The organism is Geodermatophilus telluris (genome assembly GCF_900102745.1).
Classification (GTDB): Bacteria; Actinomycetota; Actinomycetes; order Mycobacteriales; family Geodermatophilaceae; genus Geodermatophilus; species Geodermatophilus telluris.
In genome coordinates this window covers 16,438-36,024 of sequence record NZ_FMZF01000001.1, presented here as the reverse complement: position 1 = coordinate 36,024, position 19,587 = coordinate 16,438, and the positions used below count along the sequence as shown (strand labels likewise).

Annotated in this window: 20 protein-coding genes and 1 pseudogene; 13 read left to right on the top strand and 8 right to left on the bottom strand. The window is 77.1% G+C overall.

The window, feature by feature from the left end:
* Window positions 1-5 precede the first annotated feature (5 nt).
* Window positions 6-1,112: a phosphatidate cytidylyltransferase gene (locus BLQ97_RS00180; protein WP_091362353.1), complete on the top strand. Its 1,107-nt coding sequence runs from the start codon at window positions 6-8 to the stop codon at window positions 1,110-1,112.
* Here the strand turns inward: BLQ97_RS00180 and BLQ97_RS00175 are convergent.
* The 5 genes from BLQ97_RS00175 to BLQ97_RS00155 all read right to left on the bottom strand — a co-directional run bounded on the left by BLQ97_RS00175 (window position 1,079) and on the right by BLQ97_RS00155 (window position 5,300).
* Window positions 1,079-2,182, bottom strand: coding sequence for a GNAT family N-acetyltransferase (locus tag BLQ97_RS00175; RefSeq protein WP_091362352.1), 1,104 nt, complete (start codon window positions 2,180-2,182; stop codon window positions 1,079-1,081). The genes BLQ97_RS00180 and BLQ97_RS00175 overlap by 34 nt on opposite strands.
* Entirely contained in the window at window positions 2,179-2,943 is a 765-nt protein-coding gene (locus BLQ97_RS00170; protein WP_091362351.1) for a polyphosphate kinase 2 family protein, read from the bottom strand. The genes BLQ97_RS00175 and BLQ97_RS00170 overlap by 4 nt, the downstream gene beginning before the upstream one ends.
* 38 nt (window positions 2,944-2,981) lie before the next feature.
* The gene (locus BLQ97_RS00165; RefSeq protein WP_091362350.1) at window positions 2,982-3,599 is read right to left on the bottom strand and encodes a dihydrofolate reductase family protein; all 618 of its coding nucleotides are present in this window, start codon (window positions 3,597-3,599) and stop codon (window positions 2,982-2,984) included.
* A gap of 61 nt (window positions 3,600-3,660) precedes the next feature.
* On the bottom strand, window positions 3,661-4,668 hold the full coding sequence (locus BLQ97_RS00160) for an RNA polymerase subunit sigma-70 (RefSeq protein WP_245691677.1): 1,008 nt from the start codon (window positions 4,666-4,668) through the stop codon (window positions 3,661-3,663).
* On the bottom strand, window positions 4,665-5,300 hold the full coding sequence (locus tag BLQ97_RS00155) for a TrmH family RNA methyltransferase (protein ID WP_245691676.1): 636 nt from the start codon (window positions 5,298-5,300) through the stop codon (window positions 4,665-4,667). Before BLQ97_RS00155 ends, BLQ97_RS00160 begins: the two co-directional genes overlap by 4 nt.
* A 173-nt stretch (window positions 5,301-5,473) precedes the next feature.
* Here BLQ97_RS00155 and BLQ97_RS24115 point away from each other — a divergent pair, with 173 nt between their 5' ends.
* From BLQ97_RS24115 to BLQ97_RS00140, 3 genes are all read left to right on the top strand, one after another.
* Window positions 5,474-6,640 (top strand): hypothetical protein, encoded by a 1,167-nt coding sequence (locus tag BLQ97_RS24115; RefSeq protein ID WP_139173408.1) that lies wholly within the window; start codon window positions 5,474-5,476, stop codon window positions 6,638-6,640.
* A gap of 62 nt (window positions 6,641-6,702) precedes the next feature.
* A complete protein-coding gene (rlmN, locus tag BLQ97_RS00145; protein WP_091362346.1) occupies window positions 6,703-7,878 on the top strand; it encodes a dual-specificity RNA methyltransferase RlmN in 1,176 nt (391 codons plus the stop codon).
* Entirely contained in the window at window positions 7,875-8,591 is a 717-nt protein-coding gene (locus BLQ97_RS00140; RefSeq protein WP_091362345.1) for a VIT1/CCC1 transporter family protein, read from the top strand. The genes rlmN and BLQ97_RS00140 overlap by 4 nt, the downstream gene beginning before the upstream one ends.
* Window positions 8,592-8,660: 69 nt before the next feature.
* On the opposite strand, the gene BLQ97_RS00135 is transcribed toward BLQ97_RS00140, so the two are convergent.
* Complete coding sequence (locus BLQ97_RS00135; RefSeq protein ID WP_245691675.1) at window positions 8,661-8,981, bottom strand: DUF2631 domain-containing protein; 321 nt, start codon at window positions 8,979-8,981, stop codon at window positions 8,661-8,663.
* An 83-nt stretch (window positions 8,982-9,064) separates the two neighbouring features.
* Between BLQ97_RS00135 and dxr the strand changes: the two genes are divergently transcribed.
* Genes dxr through BLQ97_RS00110 form a run of 5 tightly spaced genes read left to right on the top strand, consistent with a single transcriptional unit; the run spans window position 9,065 to window position 15,661 of the window.
* Window positions 9,065-10,267 (top strand): 1-deoxy-D-xylulose-5-phosphate reductoisomerase, encoded by a 1,203-nt coding sequence (gene dxr, locus BLQ97_RS00130; protein ID WP_091362343.1) that lies wholly within the window; start codon window positions 9,065-9,067, stop codon window positions 10,265-10,267.
* Window positions 10,219-11,652 (top strand): M50 family metallopeptidase, encoded by a 1,434-nt coding sequence (locus BLQ97_RS00125; protein WP_245691673.1) that lies wholly within the window; start codon window positions 10,219-10,221, stop codon window positions 11,650-11,652. Before dxr ends, BLQ97_RS00125 begins: the two co-directional genes overlap by 49 nt.
* 41 nt (window positions 11,653-11,693) lie before the next feature.
* Window positions 11,694-12,854: a flavodoxin-dependent (E)-4-hydroxy-3-methylbut-2-enyl-diphosphate synthase gene (ispG, locus tag BLQ97_RS00120; RefSeq protein ID WP_091362342.1), complete on the top strand. Its 1,161-nt coding sequence runs from the start codon at window positions 11,694-11,696 to the stop codon at window positions 12,852-12,854.
* 13 nt (window positions 12,855-12,867) lie between these two features.
* The gene (locus tag BLQ97_RS00115) at window positions 12,868-13,719 is read left to right on the top strand and encodes a GNAT family N-acetyltransferase (protein ID WP_091362341.1); all 852 of its coding nucleotides are present in this window, start codon (window positions 12,868-12,870) and stop codon (window positions 13,717-13,719) included.
* A gap of 46 nt (window positions 13,720-13,765) precedes the next feature.
* Window positions 13,766-15,661 (top strand): penicillin-binding transpeptidase domain-containing protein, encoded by a 1,896-nt coding sequence (locus tag BLQ97_RS00110; protein WP_091362340.1) that lies wholly within the window; start codon window positions 13,766-13,768, stop codon window positions 15,659-15,661.
* Between the two features lie 18 nt (window positions 15,662-15,679).
* On the opposite strand, the gene BLQ97_RS00105 is transcribed toward BLQ97_RS00110, so the two are convergent.
* The gene (locus BLQ97_RS00105; protein ID WP_091362339.1) at window positions 15,680-16,135 is read right to left on the bottom strand and encodes a ferritin-like domain-containing protein; all 456 of its coding nucleotides are present in this window, start codon (window positions 16,133-16,135) and stop codon (window positions 15,680-15,682) included.
* A gap of 42 nt (window positions 16,136-16,177) precedes the next feature.
* Window positions 16,178-16,687 carry a hypothetical protein gene (locus BLQ97_RS00100; protein ID WP_091362338.1) on the bottom strand — a complete coding sequence of 170 codons (510 nt, stop codon included), beginning with the start codon at window positions 16,685-16,687 and terminating at the stop codon, window positions 16,178-16,180.
* 219 nt (window positions 16,688-16,906) lie between these two features.
* On the opposite strand from BLQ97_RS00100, the gene rimP reads away from it, so the two are divergent.
* The 4 genes and pseudogenes from rimP to BLQ97_RS24110 all read left to right on the top strand — a co-directional run.
* A complete protein-coding gene (gene rimP / locus BLQ97_RS00095; RefSeq protein ID WP_091362337.1) occupies window positions 16,907-17,584 on the top strand; it encodes a ribosome maturation factor RimP in 678 nt (225 codons plus the stop codon).
* Window positions 17,581-18,708, top strand: coding sequence for a transcription termination factor NusA (gene nusA, locus BLQ97_RS00090; protein ID WP_091362336.1), 1,128 nt, complete (start codon window positions 17,581-17,583; stop codon window positions 18,706-18,708). Before rimP ends, nusA begins: the two co-directional genes overlap by 4 nt.
* An 8-nt stretch (window positions 18,709-18,716) precedes the next feature.
* Window positions 18,717-19,130 carry a DUF448 domain-containing protein gene (locus BLQ97_RS00085; protein WP_091362335.1) on the top strand — a complete coding sequence of 138 codons (414 nt, stop codon included), beginning with the start codon at window positions 18,717-18,719 and terminating at the stop codon, window positions 19,128-19,130.
* A 69-nt stretch (window positions 19,131-19,199) separates the two neighbouring features.
* Window positions 19,200-19,346 (top strand): annotated as a pseudogene (locus BLQ97_RS24110) (translation initiation factor IF-2 N-terminal domain-containing protein); the annotation flags it as partial.
* Window positions 19,347-19,587: the final 241 nt, after the last annotated feature.

Below are 19,587 nucleotides of genomic sequence, written 5' to 3'. Positions count from 1 at the left end.
TCCCCATGACCTCCCGTCCCGACGCCGCCGGGACCGGCCCGTCCCGGGACGCCGACACCGGGCCGATCCCGGTCGTCCGGCGTGCCGTGCCGCCGCCCCCGCCGCCCGCTCCGGTCCGGCCGGCGTCCCCGCCGACCAGCCCGTCCACGGCCCCGCCCGGGGCCGCACACCGGCCGCCGCCCGCGACCGGCACGCCGGCACCGGACACCCAGGAGCTGGTCGTCCCGGCCGGCGGGCCGGTCCCGGCCGGGTCGAGCCTGGCCGCCGAGCCCGACCCCGAGCCCGACCTGGTCCCGCCCAGCAGCAGCCGGGCCGGGCGGAACCTGGTCGCCGCCATCGGTGTCGGCCTCGGGCTCGGCGCGGTCATCATCGCCTCGCTGCTCGTCTACCGCCCGGCGTTCCTGCTGGTGGTGGGCGCGGCGATCCTGGTCGGCGTCGTCGAGCTGGTGCGGGCGCTGGAGGCCGGGGGTGCCCGGGCGCCGCTCGTCCCGCTCGTCGTCGGCACCGTGGCGATGCTGGCGCTCGCCTGGACGCGGGGTCCCGACGGGCTGGTGGTCGCCTTCCTGTGCACCGCGGTCGCCGTCCTGCTGTGGCGCCTCGGCGACGGCCCGGAGGGCTACCTGCGCGACGCCTCGGCCGGTGTGTTCGTCGCGCTCTACGTGCCGCTGCTGGCCGGCTTCGCGGTGCTGCTGCTCGTCCCCGACGACGGGGCGACCCGGGTGCTGCTGTTCATCGCGACGGTGGTCGGCAACGACGTCGGCGGCTACACGGCCGGGGTGCTGTGGGGGCGGCACCCGATGGCGCCCACGGTGAGCCCCAAGAAGTCGTGGGAGGGCATGGCCGGGTCGCTGGTGGCCTGCATCGCGGTCGCCACCCCGATCGTCACCCTGGCCCTGGACGGGCCCTGGTGGGGCGGGGTGCTCCTCGGCGCGGCGCTCGCGGTCAGCGCCACCGCGGGGGACCTGGGGGAGTCGCTGGTCAAGCGGGACCTCGGCATCAAGGACATGGGCACCCTGCTGCCGGGCCACGGCGGGATCATGGACCGCCTCGACAGCCTGCTGCCCTCCGCCGCGGTCGCCTACCTGCTGCTGTCCTGGGTCGCCCCCGCCTGAGCGGCGGTCACCTCCCAGGTCGAGCCGACGACGGCGAAGCCGCGCCGGGCGTACCAGTGCCGCGGCCAGTCGGCGGCGTCGGCCTCCAGCACCACCAGGTCGCAGCCGGCGCCGGCGGCCCGCTCCAGCAGCCGGGCGAGCACGGCGTCGGCGTGCCCGCGGCCCCGCGCCGCCGGATCGGTCACCACCGTCTCCACCGCCGCGGTGGCGCCGTCCACCCGCAGCTGCCCGGAGGCCACCACCCGGCCGGACTCCCGCACCGCCACGTCGGTGACGGCGACGACCCGGTCGGTGCGGTGCTCCCGGCCGACGAGCTGCGCCACCACCTCGTCGAGGTCGGGCACGCCGGCCAGGCCGCGGCGCCACCCGGCCTCCCACAGCGGGTGCACGTCGCGCTGGTCGACCACCTCGGCGGGCCCGGCCCCGGGCAGCGCCGGCACGGGTGGGCGGGCCATGACCAGCAGCTCCTCGACCTGCCACCCGCGCCGGGCCAGCTCCCCGGCGACGGCGTCCGCGCCGGGCCAGGTGAGAGTGGCCGCGGGGTGCGGCAGGCCGGTGGCGGTGGCGGCCCGCTCGAGGGTGTCGGCGTCGACCGGCGCGCCGAGCACCAGCCGGTTGTCGTCGTGGGAGTGCGGGAAGCGCGGGTCGAGCACCGCGACGCCGCCGGGCACGTCGCGCACCTCGGCGGCACGGCGGGTGCGCACCGACAGCGCGAGCGCGTGCGCCCGGCCGAGGGCGTCGTCCGGCGCGGGCAGCACCGGTGGCACGGGCGGCCGGTACGGGACGACGGCGACCACCGCGGCCGCCGGCAGTGGCCCGTACAGGTGCGGGAAGCGCGTGCCGGCGGGGTCGCCGTGCACGCCGGGCTCCTCCACCACCGGGTCGGCGAGGCGGGCCGGGTCGACGACGAGCAGCACCAGGTCGCGCCGGGCGGGGAAGAGCCGCTCGGCGGGCAGGTGCACCTGCTCGGGCCGGGAGAGGTGGACGAACGGCCCGTCGGGGAGCAGCGCACCGACGGCCAGCGCCGCCCGCCAGGTGGCCGGCTCGCAGAGGTGGACCAGGACGCTCACGCGGGCGGCGAGTCGGGGTCGATCCCGCGGGCGGTCAGCGCCGACTCGATCGCCTCGCACACCGTGCGGACGACGGCCACCCGCGCGTACCGCTTGTCGTCGCCGGGGACGACGGTCCAGCGCCCGCCCGCGTGGTCGGTGCGCGCCAGCATGTCCTCGACGGCGTCCTCGTAGGCCGCCCGCTTGTCCCGGTTGCGCCAGTCCTCGTCGGTGAGCTTCCACGCGCGGTAGGGGTCGTCGCGGCGGGACTCGAAGCGGCGCAGCTGCTCCTCGGGCGAGACGTGCATCCAGAACTTGACCAGCACGGTGCCCTCGGCGGCCAGCGTGGTCTCCAGGTCGACGATCTCCCCGTAGGCCCGCTGCCAGGCCTCCTCGGTGGCGAAGCCCTCCACCCGCTCGACCAGCACCCGGCCGTACCAGGTGCGGTCGAGCACGGCCATGCCGCCCCAGCCGGGCAGCACCGGCCAGAACCGCCACAGGAAGTGGTGCCGCTTCTCGTCGTAGGAGGGGGCGGCGAACTGGGCGACCCGCACGTGCCGCGGATCGAGCTCGTCGACCAGCCGCTTGATCGCCCCGCCCTTGCCCGAGGCGTCCCAGCCCTCGAACAGCACGCACAGCGGCGGACCGAGCTCCCCGGACCCGATCTGCCCGCCGAGGAGCAGCCGCAGGTGCACCAGCCGCTGCTGCGCGGTGGCCAGCTGCTCCTTGCCCTCCTTCTTCGACAGCCGGGCGGACAGGTCGACGTCGTCGAGTCGGCTCACCCCGCCGAGCCTGGCGCACCGGCGGGCGCTCGGCACCCTCACCCGTGCTCGACGGTGTGGTGCAGCAGCACGTTGCCCGAGCCCGGCAGCGGGCGCGCCTCGCGCAGCGCCAGTCGGGCCGCGGTCCCGGGCGGGAAGGCGGCCAGGCCGGCGCCCAGCACGACGGGGGAGACCAGCAGGTACAGCTCGTCGACCAGGCCGGCGGCGAGCAGGTCGCCCCACAGCGTCCGGCTGCCGAAGACGAGCACCTCCCCGCCGTCCCCCTCGCGCAGCGCGGCCACCGCGCGTCGGCCCTCGGCGCGCGGCACGACCGTGGTGGTGTCCGCCCACGGGCCGCCGTCGGCGGGCGTGAGGGTGTCGGACACGACCACCTCGGGCAGGCGGCCGTTGCGCTCGGCGGTCTCGCGGTGCACCGGGGCCACCGAGGGGTCCTGGGCCACCGCGGGGGACACCGACGGGTCGGCGGCGACGGCGGGCCAGTACGCCGACATGCCGCGGTAGGTGGTGGCGCCCATGAGCAGGGTGCCGGCGGCGCGCAGCCGCTCGAGGTTGTGGGCGTCGAAGGACGCGTCCATGGTCAGGCCGCTGATGTCCCCGCCGGGGCCGGCGACGTAGCCGTCCACGGACACGATGTTGCTCACGACGACGGTGCTCACGGTGCTCCCCTCGGGTCGGGTGGGGTCCTCACCCCGTACGGAGACACCGGGACGCGCCGACTCATCGGTCGGCGGTGGACCCGGTGCCGAACACCGCGTGCAGGGCCGGGTCGACGAAGCCGGCGATCCGGTCGACCCGGCCGTCGCGCAGCCCGAGCACGACCACCGCCCCGGGGGGCCAGGCGCCCTCGGCGCGCTGCTCGCCGAGCAGGCCGAGCGAGGCGTTCACCGCGGCCGGCCGCAGCCGCCAGGGGGTGGCGAACACCCGCCGGGCGAGGAAGCGGCCGACGTCGGCGCGCCCGGTGAACCAGGCCGGCAGCGGCGGCATGGTGAACCGGACGTCCTCGGTCAGCAGCTGCAGCAGCGCGTCGACGTCGGCGCGCTCCCAGGCGGCCACGAACCGCTCGACCAGCGCGGTCCGGCCGGCCTCGCCGAGCCGGGCGAGCTCCGCCTGCTGGCTGCGGGCGGGCAGCCGCTGGGCGAGGCCGCCGCGGGCGCGCTGCAGCGCGCTGTTGACCGAGGCGGGACTGGTGTCGAGCAGGGCCGCCGTCTCCGCGGCGCTGTAGCCGAGGACCTCCCGCAGCAGCAGGACGGCGCGCTGGGTGGCCGGCAGGTGCTGCAGTGCGGCGACGTAGGCGAGCTCGACGCTCTCCCGGCGCAGGTAGGCGGCGGCCGGGTCGAGGGCGTCGGCGCGGTCGTCGACGAGGTCCTCGGGCAGCGGCTCGAGCCACACCGGCCCCGGGACCGGCTCCCCGAGGTCGTCGACGTCCGAGCGCGGCGGGCCCGCGTCCGGCGACAGCAGCCGCGGCCGGCGCCGGGCCTGCCGCAGGCAGACCGACGTCGCCACCCGGTACAGCCAGGTGCGCAGCGAGCTGCGCCCCTCGAAGCCCGGCAGGCCGCGCCAGGCGGCCAGCAGCGTCTCCTGGAGCGCGTCCTCGGCGTCGTGGGGCGAGCCGAGCACGCGGTAGCAGTGCGCCGCGAGCTCCCGGCGGTGCCGCTGCGCGAGGCGGGCGAACGCGGCCTCGTCGCCGGCGCGGGCGGCGTCGACGTCGTCGTCGTCCGGGGTCACCGCACCTCCGCGTGCCGGCGGATCCATGCGTGCATGGCGATGCCCGCGGCGACGCCGGCGTTGATCGAGCGGGTGGAGCCGAACTGGGCGATGGACAGCACGTCGTCGGCGACCGCCCGCGCCTCCGCCGACAGGCCGGTGCCCTCCTGGCCGAAGAGCAGCACGCACGCCCGTGGCAGCGGCGCGGTCTCGATGGGGCGGGCACCGGGGAGGTTGTCGACGGCGAGCACCGGCAGCTCCGCACCGCGCGCCCAGGTGCCCAGCGCCGCGGCGTCGGGGTGGTGGCGCACGTGCAGGTACCGGTCGGTGACCATCGCGCCCCTGCGGTTCCAGCGCTTCCGCCCGACGACGTGCACCTCCGCGGCGAGGAAGGCGTTGGCGGTGCGCACGACCGTGCCGATGTTGAGGTCGTGCCGCCAGTTCTCGATGGCGACGTGGAAGGCGTGCCGGCGCGGGTCGAGGTCGGCCACGATCGCCTCGACGGTCCAGTAGCGGTACCGGTCGACGACGTTGCGCCGGTCGCCGTGCGCGAGCAGGTCCGGGTCGTAGCGCGGGTCGTCCGGCCACGGCCCCTCCCAGGGGCCCACGCCCACGGTGTCCAGCGGGGTGCGGCCGGTCTCCGCCTCGGTCACCCGGCCGACGCTAGCGGCCTCCCGTCGCGCCTCCGGGGGGATGACGGGACCGTCCGGCACCATGTCCCGACCGCGAGTGACGGATTGACGACAACGGGTGACTGTGAGGTGGGATGGCGGCGCAGCCGGACGACGGGACGACGGACGGGCGGGCGCCCGGCGCGGAGGGACCCGTGCCGCCTGCCGAGGAGTGGGCGGACTGGCTGCCCGACTGGCTGGCCCCGCCCGCGGGCGCCGCCGAGGAGCAGTCGGACGGCGGGATCTCCGCGGACGACACGCCCGCGGACGACACCAGCGCGGACGAGCCCGCGGACGCGGTCGCCGAGCCCGTCGCCGAGCCCGTCGCCCAGCCCCTCGCCGAGCGCGTCGCCGCGGGACCGGCGCCAGTGGCACCTGCCGTCGCCGACCCGGTCGCGGTCGAGGCCCCAGCGGTCGAGGACTCCCCGGTCGAGGAGCCCGCGGTCGAGGAGCCCGCGGTCGAGGACGTCCCCGAGCCGGCCGCGGTCGCGGACGTCCCCGAGCCCGTCGCCCCCGAGCCCGCCGCTCACGAGGCGGAGGAGCCTGCCGGAGAGCCCGAGCCGCTGGGTGCCGTCGTGGCCCGGGACCTGCCGGTCGTCGTCGGCCCGCGACGCCGTCCGCGGCGCCGGGTGGGGATCGCCGGGGCGCTGGCGCTGCTCGTCGCGGGCGGCGTCGCGGGCGCGGCGGCCCTGGTCTCCTCGGGGTCCGGACCGGTGCCGACCGCGGCCGTCCAGGCGTCCCCGGAGACCACCCGCGCCCCGGTGCGGGTCGCGCCTCCGGCCGTGCCCTCCGCCGCGGCCGGCGCCGTCCCGGCCGCGCCGACCACGAGCGTCCCGGTGCCGTCCGTCGCGGCGGAGACCGCCGGCACCGCGACGGCACCGCCGCCCGTCCGCAGCCCCCGGCTCCGGAGCGCGGCACCGGCCACCGCACCGGCGAGCGCGCCGGCCCCCGTGGCGGCTCCGCCCGTGGCCGCCGCCCCGGTGCCGGCCGCGCCGCCGGACGCCGTCCCCGTCGTCGTGCCCCCCGCGCCGGCACCCGGGGGCGGCGCGCCACCGGCCGGGGGACCGGCCGACCCGGCCCCGCCGGCGGAGGTGCCGGTGCCGGAGTCGCCGGAGGACGCGCCCGGGCCGGGCCCGGTCGTCCCGCCGGTCGAGGTCCCCGGCGACGGGACCCCCGTCCCGCCCGTCGAGGTGCCGGACGAGGACTCGACGGACCCGACCGGGACCCCTCCGTCCGAGACGGACCCGACCGGGACGCAGACGCCGGGGAGCACCGACCCGCCGTCGCCGTCGCCGTCGCCGTCCCCGTCGCCGCTGCCCTGAGCGAGCCAGCTCACCCGCAGCGGGACCCGGGACGCGCCGGGGGATGGGACGATGGGGAGGCCATGACTGCCCTGCCCCTCGTCCTCGACGCCCCGCGCCGGGGCAAGCCGCCCCGCCACCTCGCCGACCTGACCCGCGAGGAGGCGCGCGCCGCCGTGGCCGAGCTGGGGCAGCCGGCCTTCCGTGCCGACCAGCTGGCGCGGCACTACTTCCGCGGGGTCACCGACCCGGCGCAGATGACCGACCTGCCGGCCGCCGCCCGCGAGGCGCTCACCGGCGCGCTGCTGCCCGGGCTGCTCACGCCGGTGCGCACGCTCAGCGCCGACGGCGGCCGCACCCGCAAGACGCTGTGGCGCCTGCACGACGGCGCGCTGGTCGAGAGCGTGCTCATGCGCTACCCCGACCGCGCCACGGTGTGCATCTCCAGCCAGGCCGGCTGCGGCATGGCCTGCCCCTTCTGCGCCACCGGCCAGAACGGGCTGACCCGCAACCTGTCGACGGCCGAGATCGTCGGCCAGGCGGTCGCGGCGGCCGCGGCCATGGCCGGCGGTGAGGTGCCGGGTGGTCCCGGCCGGCTGTCCAACGTGGTCTTCATGGGCATGGGCGAGCCGCTGGCCAACTACCCGCGGGTGCGCCAGACGCTGCGGGCGCTGCTCGCCCCGGCGCCCTGGGGCCTCGGGCTGTCCCAGCGCTCGGTCACCGTCTCCACCGTCGGCCTGGTGCCCGGCATCCGGAAGCTCACCGAGGAGGGCGTGGCGGTCACCCTCGCGGTGAGCCTGCACGCTCCCGACGACGAGCTCCGCGACACCCTGGTGCCGATCAACACCCGGTACGGCGTCCGGGAGGTCGTCGACGCCGCCGACGCCTACGCCGCCCGCACCGGCCGCCGCTACTCGGTCGAGTACGCGCTCATCCGCGACGTCAACGACCAGCCCGAGCGGGCCGACCTCCTGGGCCGGCTGCTGGCCGGGAAGCTGGCCCACGTGAACCTCATCCCGCTCAACCCGACCCCGGGCAGCCCGTGGGACGCCAGCCCGCTGCCGGCGCAGCGGGAGTTCGTCGCGCGGCTGCGGGCCGCCGGCGTGCCGACGACGGTCCGCGACACCCGCGGCCAGGACATCGACGGCGCCTGCGGGCAGCTGGCGGCGGCCGACCGCGTGGACGGCGTCCCGACCGTGGCGGTGCCGGCGCCGTCGGTGGAGCCGCCGGTGGAACTGGGCGCCGAGGCCGACGGGTGAGCTCGGAGGCGCCGGCCGCCGAGGCCCACGAGCACAGCCACGCCGACGTCTCGGGCGGGTGGCTGCGGGCCGCCGTCTTCGGCGCGATGGACGGGCTGGTCACCAACACCGCGCTGGTCGCCGGGGTCGGCGGCGGGGGCGCCCCGGCACGCACGATCGTGCTCTCCGGGGTGGCGAGCCTGGTCGCCGGCGCCATCTCCATGGCGCTGGGCGAGTACACCTCGGTGCGGACGCAGAACGAGCAGCTCGACCTCGAGGTGGAGAAGGAGCGCCGCGAGCTCGAGCGCAACCCCGGCGGTGAGCTCGCCGAGCTCGTGCAGATGATGCAGGTGCGCGGGGTGGACGCCGACCTCGCCCGGCAGGTGGCCGTCCAGCTGCACCGCGACCCCGACGTCGCGCTCCGCCTGCACGTGGTCGCCGAGCTGGGCCTCAACCCGAACGACAAACCCTCGCCGCGGGTCGCGGCGGTCTCGTCGTTCCTCACCTTCGCCACCGGGGCGGTGGTCCCGCTGCTGCCCTACCTGCTGGGCTGGTCGGTGCTGTGGGTGGCGCTGCTGTGCGGCGGGGCCGGCCTGCTGGCCGCGGGGGCGCTGTCCTCGCGCTTCACCCCCCGGAGCTGGTGGTTCGCGGGGCTGCGCCAGCTGCTGTTCGGTGCGCTGGCCGCGGGGGTCACCTACGCCATCGGCACGGCGATCGGCGTCACCGCGACCTGAGGGCCCGCCACGCGCGACGACCCGGCCCCGCGCGGTGGCGGGACCGGGTCGTCGTGTCGGGTGCAGGGGCTACGGGCGCCAGGCGGTCCGCTTGCGGCGCAGGTCCCACAGCAGCACGACGACCAGCAGGGCGGCGATGCCGATCAGCCAGAGGTCCTCCATCCGGCCCTCGTGGTTGCCCCACAGGTAGGCCAGCATCGACAGCACGCCGAGCCAGCCGGCGACCTGTCCCCACTTGCCGGCGCGGCCGTGCCACCCCCAGTCCTCGGGGCGCTCGTGCTCCACGGGGTGCTCGCCCGCGCGGACCACGCCCTCCTCGCGGTTGGGCTGGTTGACGCGCGTCGTCGCCGGGTCGTGCTGGCGGACCCCGGGGCCGTGCTGCTCGCTCACGGGCCCCATCCTGCCAGCCGCGGCCGCCGCGCACCGGACGAGGTGGGGGGCGGGCCGCCCCGCGCGTCGGGGAGGATCGCGGCATGAGCGAGCCGCGCGAGGTGACCCTGCTGGGCTCCACCGGCTCGATCGGCCGGCAGGCGATCGCGGTCGCCGCGCAGAACCCCGACCGGCTGCGGATCACCGCGCTGGCCGCCGGCGGGGGCGACGTCGCCCGCCTGGCCGAGCAGGCGCTGACCCTCGGGGTGCGCACCGTCGCGGTGGCCCGGGCGACGGCGGCGCAGGACCTGCAGCTGGCGTTCTACGCGGCGGCCTCGCAGCGCGGCTGGGCCCGGGGCGAGTACGCGCTGCCGGAGATCCTCGCCGGGCCGCGCGCCGCCGAGGAGCTGGCGGCGCGGCGCACCGACGTCGTCCTCAACGGCATCACCGGCTCCATCGGGCTGGGGCCCACGCTGTCGGCGCTGCGGGCGGGCACCACCGTGGCCCTGGCCAACAAGGAGTCCCTCGTCGCCGGCGGCGACCTCGTCCTCGCCGCCACCGCGCCCGGCCAGCTGGTGCCGGTGGACTCCGAGCACTCCGCCCTGGCGCAGTGCCTGCGCGGCGGGGACAGGGGAGAGGTCGCCCGGCTGGTGCTCACCGCGAGCGGCGGGCCCTTCCGCGGGCGCCGCGCCGCCGAGCTCGCCGACGTCACCCCCGAGCAGGCGCTGGCCCACCCCACCTGGGACATGGGGCCGGTCGTGACCGTCAACTCCGCGACCCTGGTCAACAAGGGCCTGGAGCTCATCGAGGCGCACCTGCTCTTCGGCGTCCCCTACGCCGACATCGACGTCGTCGTGCACCCGCAGTCGATCGTGCACTCGATGGTCACCTTCACCGACGGCGCCACCATCGCCCAGGCCAGCCCGCCGGACATGCGGCTGCCGATCGCGCTCGCGCTGGCCTGGCCCGACCGGCTACCGCACGTGCAGCCGGCCCTGGACTGGTCGACGGCGAGCACGTGGGAGTTCGCGCCGCTCGACGCCGACGCGTTCCCCGCCGTCCGGCTGGCCCGCGCGGCGGGGGAGGCCGGCGGCGTCGTCCCGGCGCTGTACAACGCGGCCAACGAGGAGGCGGTCGCCGCCTTCCTCGCCGGACGGCTGCGTTTCCCGGACGTCGTCGGCCTCGTCGCGCGTACCCTCGACGACGCGCCGGACCTCGGCGCACCCACCTGCGTGGACGACGTGCTGGCCGCCGAGCGGTGGGCCCGGCAGCACGCCCGCGCCGCCCTGGCCGGAGGACCGAGCTGAGCACGCTCCTGACCGTCCTCGGGATCGCCGCCTTCTTCGTCGGGCTGCTGTTCTCGATCGGCTTCCACGAGTTCGGTCACTTCTTCTGGGCCCGGAAGTTCGGCATGCGGGTGCCGCAGTTCATGGTCGGCTTCGGTCCCACGCTGTTCTCCCGGACCAGGGGCGAGACCGAGTACGGCGTCAAGGCCGTCCCGCTGGGTGGCTACATCCGCATCGTCGGCATGATCCCGCCGGCCGAGGAGCACGAGAGCAAGCGGGCCACCCGCATGCGCACGTTCATCGCCGAGGTGCGCGGCCAGGCCCTCGACGACGTGCTGCCCAGCGACGGCGACCGGGTCTTCTACAAGAAGCCCTGGTGGCAGCGCGTGGTCGTCATGTTCGCCGGCCCGTTCCACAACCTGGTGCTGGCGCTCGTCTTCTTCGCCGTCACGCTCACCGCCATCGGCACGAACGTCATCACCACCCAGGTCGAGACCGTGCCCGCCTGCGTGGTGCCGGCCGGCGCGGAGAGCATCCGGCTCGCCGAGGACCAGGGCCGCGACGTCTGCGACATCCCGATCGTCACCAGCGGCGCCGACGCGGGCCAGGTCTGCGAGGAGGGCACGCCGGGCTGCTCGCTCCCGGTGGCCAGCCCCGCCGCCGAGGCGGGGCTCCGCCCGGGTGACACGATCGTGGCCATCGGCGGGCAGCAGGTCGATCCCACGGCCTACGACAGCTGGACGACGGTCCAGCAGGCCATCCGCAGCTCGGCGGACCAGCCCCTCGACCTCACCGTCGAGCGTGACGGGCAGCGCCGGGAGCTCACCGTCACCCCGATCGAGAACGTGGTGGCCACCGCGGACGGCGAGGGCACCACGACCGCCGGCTACCTCGGCGTCGGCCCGGTGTTCGGCTTCGCCCGCCAGTCGCCGTCCGCCCTGCCCGGGTACTTCGGGATGGTCGTCACCCAGTCGGTGCAGCGGCTGGTCGAGATCCCCGAGCGCGTGCCGCAGCTGTTCCGGGCCGCCTTCCTCGGCGAGGAGCGCGACGCCAACGGCCCGATCGGCGTCGTCGGCGTCGGGCGCATCTCCGGCGAGGTGTTCGCGATCGACCGGATCAGCGGCCTGGAGAAGCTGTCGTTCTTCCTCAGCCTGCTGGCCAGCGTCAACCTGGTGCTGTTCCTGTTCAACCTGCTGCCGATCTACCCGCTCGACGGCGGCCACGTGGCCGGGGCGCTGTACGAGAAGGCCCGCTCGGTCGTCGCCCGGTGGCGCGGCCGCCCCGACCCCGGGCCCTTCGACATCGCCCGGCTGATGCCGGTCGCCTACGTCGTCGCCGGGCTGTTCGTCGCGCTGTCGGGGCTGCTGCTCGTCGCCGACGTGGTCAACCCGATCACACTCCAGTAGGTCGCGGCGCCGACCTGCGCGGAGCGGGGATACTCGGGGCCATGTCCACCGTCGTCGGTCTCGGCATGCCCGCTGCACCCCCGCCCGTCCTCGCACCCCGGCGCAGGACCCGCCAGCTCATGGTGGGCGACGTGGGGGTCGGCAGCGACCACCCGGTCAGCGTCCAGTCGATGACCACGACCAAGACCGCCGACGTCAACGCGACGCTGCAGCAGATCGCCGAGCTGACCGCATCCGGGTGCCAGATCGTGCGGGTCGCCGTCCCCGACACCGACGACGCCGAGGCGCTGCCGGTCATCGCGAGGAAGTCGCAGATCCCGGTCATCGCCGACATCCACTTCCAGCCGCGCTACGTCTTCGCCGCGATCGACGCCGGCTGCGCCGCGGTGCGCGTGAACCCGGGCAACATCAAGAAGTTCGACGACAAGGTCGGCGAGATCGCCCGCGCAGCCAAGGGCGCCGGCATCCCGATCCGCATCGGCGTGAACGCCGGGTCGCTGGACAAGCGGCTGCTGGCCAAGTACGGCAAGGCGACGCCGGAGGCGCTGGTGGAGTCGGCGCTGTGGGAGTGCTCGCTGTTCGAGGAGCACGACTTCCGCGACATCAAGATCTCGGTGAAGCACAACGACCCGGTGGTCATGGTTCGCGCCTACGAACTGCTCGCCGCGCAGTGCGAGTACCCGCTGCACCTCGGGGTCACCGAGGCCGGCCCCGCCTTCCAGGGGACCATCAAGTCGGCCGTCGCCTTCGGTGCCCTCCTCAGCCAGGGCATCGGCGACACGATCCGCGTCTCGCTGTCCGCGCCTCCCGCCGAGGAGGTCAAGGTCGGCAACCAGATCCTCGAGTCCCTCAACCTGCGCCAGCGCGGCCTGGAGATCGTCAGCTGCCCGTCGTGCGGGCGCGCCCAGGTCGACGTCTACAAGCTGGCCGACGAGGTGACCGCCGGGCTCGAGGGCATGGAGGTGCCGCTGCGGGTCGCGGTCATGGGTTGCGTCGTCAACGGCCCCGGCGAGGCGCGCGAGGCCGACCTCGGCGTCGCGTCCGGCAACGGCAAGGGCCAGATCTTCGTCAAGGGCGAGGTCGTCAAGACCGTGCCGGAGTCGCAGATCGTCGAGACGCTCATCGAGGAGGCCATGCGGATCGCCGGCGAGCAGGTCGACGACGGCGTCGCCTCCGGCCCGCCCGTCGTCACCGTCAGCTGACCCGCCCGCCCCCGTGCTCCGCTCGCCGACCGCCCGCGTCCTCGACGAGACCGACGAGCCGGCCGTCCGCCGGCTCCTCGCGCTCGACCCGGTCGGGGCCTGCGTGATCGCCGGGCGGGTGGAGGTCGCGGGGACGGCGCCGGCGGCGCTCGGCGCCCCGCTGTGGGGCATCGGGGGCGGCCGCACCCTCGACGCGGTCTGCCTGGCCGGCGCGAACCTCATCCCGTTCGCCGTCCCCGGCGCCGAGCGGGCCGCGGCCACCGCCTTCGCCGAGCGCGCCCGCCGGTCCGGGCGGCGCTGCTCGACCATCGTGGGGCCCGCGGCCGCCGTCGACCCGCTGTGGGAGCTGCTCGAGCCCTCCTGGGGACCGGCCCGCGACCACCGGCCCCGGCAGCCGCTCCTGGCCGTCGAGGGTCCCCCGGCGGTGGCGCCCGAGCCGCGGGTGCGCCCGGTGCGGCCCGCCGAGGTCGACGTCCTGCTGCCGGCCGCCGTCGCGATGTTCACCGAGGAGGTCGGCGTCAGCCCGCTGCGCATCGACGGGGGCGCCGGCTACCGGGCCCGCGTCGAGGACCTCGTGCGGGCCGGGCAGTCGCTGGCCTGGATCGAGGACGGCGAGGTGCTGTTCAAGGCCGAGATCGGCGCGGTGTCCCGCGCGGCCTGCCAGGTGCAGGGCGTGTGGGTCGCCCCGGCGCTGCGCGGCCGCGGCATCGGCGCCGCCGGCATGGCCGCCGTCGTCGAGTACGCCCGGACGGCGATCGCGCCGCTGGTCAGCCTCTACGTCAACGACTACAACGCCCCGGCCCGGGCGGTGTACCGCCGGGTCGGCTTCAGCGAGGTCGGCTGCTACGCCAGCGTCCTGTTCTGAAGCGCCTCCCGGGAACCGGCAGCAGCGTCTGACAGGGTGGGGGGCCGTGGCAGCACGACGCACGGCGGTCCTCGGTTCGGTCCTGACCCTCCTCGCCGCGCCGGCGCTGGCGGCCTGCTCCGGCAGCTCCGAGGACGACGTCCGGGCGGCCGCGCAGGCCTTCCTCGACGACTGGTCGGCCGGCGACGCCGACGCCGCCGCCGCGGCCACCACCGACCCCGGTGCGGCCGGTGCCCTGCTCGAGCAGACCGCGACCGACCTCCCCGACGCCACGCTCGCCGCCGAGCTCGGCGAGGTCAGCGTCGACGACGGCACCGCCACCGCCGGCTGGACCGCCACCTGGGACCTCGCCGCCGCCCCCGACTGGACCTACGAGGCCACCCTGGAGCTCCGGGAGGGCGACGAGGGCTGGGCGGTCGTGGCCGCGCCCACCGTCGTCCACCCCGAGCTGGCCGACGGCCAGCGCCTGCAGCTGACCCGGACGCTGCCCGACCGCGCCGCGCTCACCGACGCCGCGGGCCAGCCGCTGTTCACCCCCACCGAGGTGGTCGACGTCGGCGTCTCCAAGGACGAGGTCACCGACCTGCCGGCGCTCGCCGCGGCGCTCTCGGCGGCCACCGGCATCCCGGCCGAGCAGATCACCGCCGACGTCGAGGCCGCCCCGGCGGGCCAGTTCGTGCCGGTGATCACCCTGCGCCGGCCCGACTTCGAGGCCATCCGCGCCCAGGTGTTCGACCTGCCCGGCGCGGTGTTCCCCACCAGCACGCGGCTGCTGGCCCCCTCGGCGCGGTTCGCCTCGGCGCTGCTCGGCCGCGTCGGCGCGGCCACCGCCGAGGTGATCGAGGAGACCACCGGCGACGACGGGGCCGCCTACGCCGCGGGCGACCAGCTGGGCCTGTCGGGCCTGCAGCGCGCCTTGCAGGAGCAGCTCACCGGCACCCCGGGGTTCACCGTGTCGGTGGTGAGCGCCGACGCGTCCACCGGCGACACCGGCCGCGAGGTCGGCGCCGTCGAGCCGGTGCCCGGCGAGCCGGTGCAGACGCCGCTGGTCCGCCCGCTGCAGGACGCCGCCGACGCCGCCGTCGCCACCCAGCCGCTGGCCACCCACCTGGTCGTCGTGCGGCCCGGGACCGGTGAGCTCCTGGCCGTGTCCTCGAACGAGGCGGCCGCCGCCGGCAACGCGCTGAGCGGGCAGTACCCGCCCGGCTCGAGCATGAAGACGGTGACGGCCACCGCCCTGCTGTCCGCCGGCGCGCTCACCCCGGACACCCCGGTGGCCTGTCCGGGGACGACGGTCGTGGAGGGGCGCGAGTTCGAGAACCAGGACCAGTTCGACCTGGGCACGGTGCCCTTCACCGAGGCCTTCGCCCAGTCGTGCAACACGACGTTCATCCAGACCGGCCTGCAGCTGCCCGACGACGCGCTGGCCTCCGCGGCCGCCTCCTACGGCATCGGCGCCGACTGGGAGCTGCCGGTCGAGGTCTTCTCCGGGAGCGTGCCCGCGGACTCCACCGGCACCACCAAGGCGGCGAACGCCATCGGCCAGGGCGAGGTGCTGGTGAGCCCGGCGCAGATGGCGCTGGTCGCCGCCGGCATCGCCGGCGGCACCCCCGCCGTCCCGGTGGAGGTCGTCGGCGCCGACCCGGCCGGGCCGGCGCCGGCGGGTCCGGGCCAGGCGGTCCTCGACCAGCTGCGGCCGATGATGCGGCAGGTCGTGCTCTCGGGGACGGCGACCGCGCTGGCCGCCCGCGGCGAGGTGTACGGCAAGACCGGCACCGCCGAGTTCGGCGGCAACACCCCGCCGGACTCCCACGGCTGGTTCGTGGGCTACCAGCTCGGCGGCCCCCAGGGCGACGTCGCCTTCGCCGTCCTGGTGGAGGCCGGCCAGTCCAGCCGCGCCGCCGTCGGCGTCACCGACGCGTTCCTCGGCGCCCTCGGCTGAGGACCGCCGGCCGGGGGGTCAGGACAGGCCGGGCAGCGACGTGGTGACCGGCGTCCGCCCGGCCGCGACCCGCCAGCCGACGGCGCGGGCCTCGGCGGCCTGCAGGCCGTCCACGGCCAGCTGCCGCACCTCGACCTCCGCGGCGGCGTCGAGCAGCGACACCCACGAGCCGCTGACGCCCTCCTCGAGGACGACGCCGAGCGCCGCGGCGTCCACCGGCGACAGCACCGGGAACGGCAGCTCGTAGCCGGCCTCGGCCGGGGTCGGGTCGGCGCCGCGCTGGTCGAGCAGCGCCGCCAGCCGGTCCCGGGCGTCGCGGTGGGCCTGCTCGGCGTCGACCGCCGGCGCCCGCCCGTCGGGCGGGAGCGCCGCGCCCACGACGCCGTAGCCCCACACCGCGGCGTGCTCGGCGGCGAGCGCGTCCTGCAGCGCGGTGTCCTCGGCACCCGCCGCGCCGTCGCCGTCCTCAGCCATCACGGTCCCCAGCCACCGCCGTCCCAGCCATCGCCGTCCCCCTCACGCCAGCGCGGCCTCGTGGCCGCGCAGCCCGGCCGCCACCGACCCCAGCAGCGCCGCCCGCGCGCCGGCCGCCTCGACGCAGGCCGTCGCGTGGCTCGTCGCCGCGGTGCCCACCTGCTCCCGGAGCCACCCCCGCACGTCGGCGCCGGCCGGCGGCGCGACCGCCGGGACCGCGTCCGGGGCCGAGGGCGGGGCCGAGGTCGTCGCCGAGGGTGCCGCCGCGCGCAGCCGGTCGAGCTGGTCGCGCGCCTGGTCGGCGGGCACCGCGAGCTCGCTGCGCAGCGCCGGGTCGGCGTCGCCGGCCGCGGCGTAGGCGGCCACCACGGCCTCCTGGACGGCGACCTGCGCGGCCAGCCGGTCGACCTGCGCGGCGGTCTCCCGGGCCGCCTCCCCGGAGCCGCCGGGGGTGCACCCGGCGGCGGCGAGCAGGGCCAGCCCGGCCGCGCCGGCGAGCAGGCCGCGCCGGGAGAAGCCGGCCGGGGACAGGGGAGCGGGCGGTGCGGACATCGCCGCCATCCTCCCAGGCCCGCCGCCGCCCGCCGGGCAGCGACGGGCGGGTCCTGCCCGGCCGGGCCGACGGGCGAGCGGCCGGCGGGGGAGCGGTAGCCTGACTGCTCCCCCGGGTACGCACGGCCGGTGCGGCGCGACGCGCGCCGCCGGACGCGGGCCCCGGGCGGTGCGGTCCGCCGAGCACGAGCTCCGACCGGTCCAGGAGGGAGGGAGCCCGTGTCCACGCGACGGCAGGACCCGGCCGCGGGCCGACGGCAGGACCCGGCCGCGGGCCGTGGGCAGGACCCGGCCGCCACCCGTCTCGCCGGCCGGATCGAGCCCGTGGTCGCCGCCGCCGGCTACGACCTCGAGGAGCTGGTGGTGACCCCGGCGGGCCGGCGCAGCGTCGTCCGCGTGGTGGTCGACCGCGACGAGGGCGTCACCCTCGACGACGTCGCGGAGGTCAGCCGGGCGGTGTCGGCGGAGCTCGACCAGGACGACGGCGACTTCGGTGCCGCTCCCTACGTGCTCGAGGTGACCAGCCCCGGCGTCGACCGGCCGCTCACCGAGCCGCGGCACTGGCGGCGCAACACCGGCCGCCTGGTCGGCGTCGCCGTCGGCCCGGCCGGCGCGACCGAGCAGGTGACCGGCCGGGTCACGGCCGTCGACGAGGACGGGGTGACGCTCGCGGTGGAGAAGCCGGGCAAGCCCGGCGCGCGCCGCAAGCCGCCCACCCCGCGGCAGGTCCCGTGGGCCGAACTGGGTGCCGGGCGGGTGCAGGTCGAGTTCGCCCGCCCCGGCAGGGACGACGACCCCGACGACACGGGACACGGGCTCGACGACGAACCGCTGGACGACGAGCACCTGGACGACGAGCAGCTGGACGACGAGGGCGACGACGGAGGAGGACAGTGAACATCGACGTGACCGCCCTCAAGGCGGTCGAGCGGGAGAAGGGCATCCCCGCCGACACGGTCATCGAGGCGATCGAGACGGCGCTGGTGACCGCCTACCGGCACGCCGACGGCGCCGCCAAGCACGTGCGGGTGCACGTCGACCGCAAGTCCGGTGAGGTCGCCGTGCTCGCCCAGGAGCTGGGCACCGACGGCGAGGTCGTGCGCGAGTGGGACGACACCCCCTCCGACTTCGGCCGGATCGCGGCCAGCACCGCCAAGCAGGTCATCGTCCAGCGGCTGCGCGACGCCGAGCACGAGCAGACCTTCGGCGAGTACGCCGGCAAGGAGGGCGACATCGTCAGCGGCGTCGTCCAGGCCGACGCGCGCCGCAACGCCCAGGGCTCGGTCCTGGTCGACATCGGCAAGGTCGAGGCGGTGCTCCCGGCCGCCGAGCAGGTGCCGGGGGAGAAGTACCCGCACGGCAGCCGGCTGCGCGCCTACGTCGTGTCGGTCGCCCGCACCTACCGCGGGCCGCAGGTGACCGTCTCGCGCACCCACCCGAACCTGGTGCGCAAGCTGTTCGCCCTCGAGGTCCCCGAGATCGCCGACGGCAGCGTGGAGATCGTCGCGGTCGCCCGCGAGGCCGGGCACCGCTCGAAGATCGCCGTCCGCACCGCGGTGCCCGGGCTCAACGCCAAGGGTGCCTGCATCGGCCCGATGGGGCAGCGGGTGCGCAACGTGATGAGCGAGCTGCACGGCGAGAAGATCGACATCGTCGACTGGTCCGACGACCCCGCCACCTTCGTCGCCTCGGCCCTGAGCCCCGCCCGGGTGAGCGCCGCCACCCTCGTCGACCCGAAGGCCAAGGCGGTGCGGGTCGTGGTGCCCGACTACCAGCTGTCGCTGGCCATCGGCAAGGAGGGGCAGAACGCCCGGCTGGCCGCCCGGCTCACCGGCTGCCGCATCGACATCCGCAGCGACGCCGCCCCCGACGACGCCGCGCCCTCGCCCGGGGTGGGCCGCCCGCCGCTGCGCTCCGGCCCGCCGCCGGTGCGGGCCGGCGCCCCCGGTGGGCGCCCCGCACCGGGCGGTGTCCGGTCCGGTCCCAGGCGCCCGGAACAACGGGGCCCCGCCGCGCGCTAGGATGACGGGTGGCCGAAACGTCGATCCCGGTGCGCACGTGTGTGGGCTGCCGGGAGCGCGCTCCGGTCACCGACCTGCTGCGCGTCGTCGTCCGGGACGGGGCCCTCGTGCCCGACCCGCGACGCCGGCTCCCCGGCCGGGGTGCCTCGCTGCACCCCACCCCGGAGTGCCTGCGCGCAGCGGAGCGACGCCGGGCCTTCCCCCGGGCGCTGCGTCTCCCCGGTGGAGGCGGCGCCGCGGTGGAGGCCGGTCCGCTCCGGGCCCACGTCCTCGGTGCACCAGCACCCGCGGACGGGCGGCCCGGGCGGGCGCACCGCCACGAACGACAGACCGCAGTCCCACCGGCGGACCGGCTCCCAGCCGGTCCGCACGTCGAGAGCAGGACGTCGTCGGATGAGCCAGCCGTGAAGTCCCCACGATGACAAGCCAGACCATGCACCACTGACGACGAGGTCGCGCGGGCGAGCCGCCGGCCTCACCAGAGGAGATCCGTGCCAGGCAAAGCCCGCGTCCACGAACTCGCCAAGGAGTTCGGGGTCGACAGCAAGACCGTGCTCGCCAAGCTCAAGGAGCAGGGCGAGTTCGTGAAGTCCGCCTCCTCGACCGTCGAGGCCCCCGTGGCCCGGCGGCTCCGGGAGGCCCTCGGCGCGTCCGCCGGCGGCAACGGCGGCGGTGCCCCCGCGGCCCGTCCCGCCGCGCCGCGCCCGTCCGCGCCGCGCCCGTCCGCGCCGCAGCCGGTGGCGAGCGCCCCGCAGGCCCCCGTCGCCCCGTCGGCGCCGGCCCCGGTGGCCGGTGCCACCCCGGGTCCGCGTCCCGGTGCCCCGCGTCCCGGCGCGCCCACCCCGGGCCCGCGTCCGGCCGCTCCGCAGGCGCCCGCGG

Bases quoted from the DNA above. Each gene is read 5' to 3' on its own strand.
- dxr (WP_091362343.1), top strand. From the start codon at position 9,065: ATGAGCGAGCCGCGCGAGGTGACCCTGCTGGGCTCCACCGGCTCGATC.
- rlmN (WP_091362346.1), top strand. From the start codon at position 6,703: ATGACTGCCCTGCCCCTCGTCCTCGACGCCCCGCGCCGGGGCAAGCCG.
- BLQ97_RS00105 (WP_091362339.1), bottom strand. From the start codon at position 16,135: ATGGCTGAGGACGGCGACGGCGCGGCGGGTGCCGAGGACACCGCGCTG.
- BLQ97_RS00180 (WP_091362353.1), top strand. From the start codon at position 6: ATGACCTCCCGTCCCGACGCCGCCGGGACCGGCCCGTCCCGGGACGCC.
- BLQ97_RS00100 (WP_091362338.1), bottom strand. From the start codon at position 16,687: ATGTCCGCACCGCCCGCTCCCCTGTCCCCGGCCGGCTTCTCCCGGCGC.
- ispG (WP_091362342.1), top strand. From the start codon at position 11,694: ATGTCCACCGTCGTCGGTCTCGGCATGCCCGCTGCACCCCCGCCCGTC.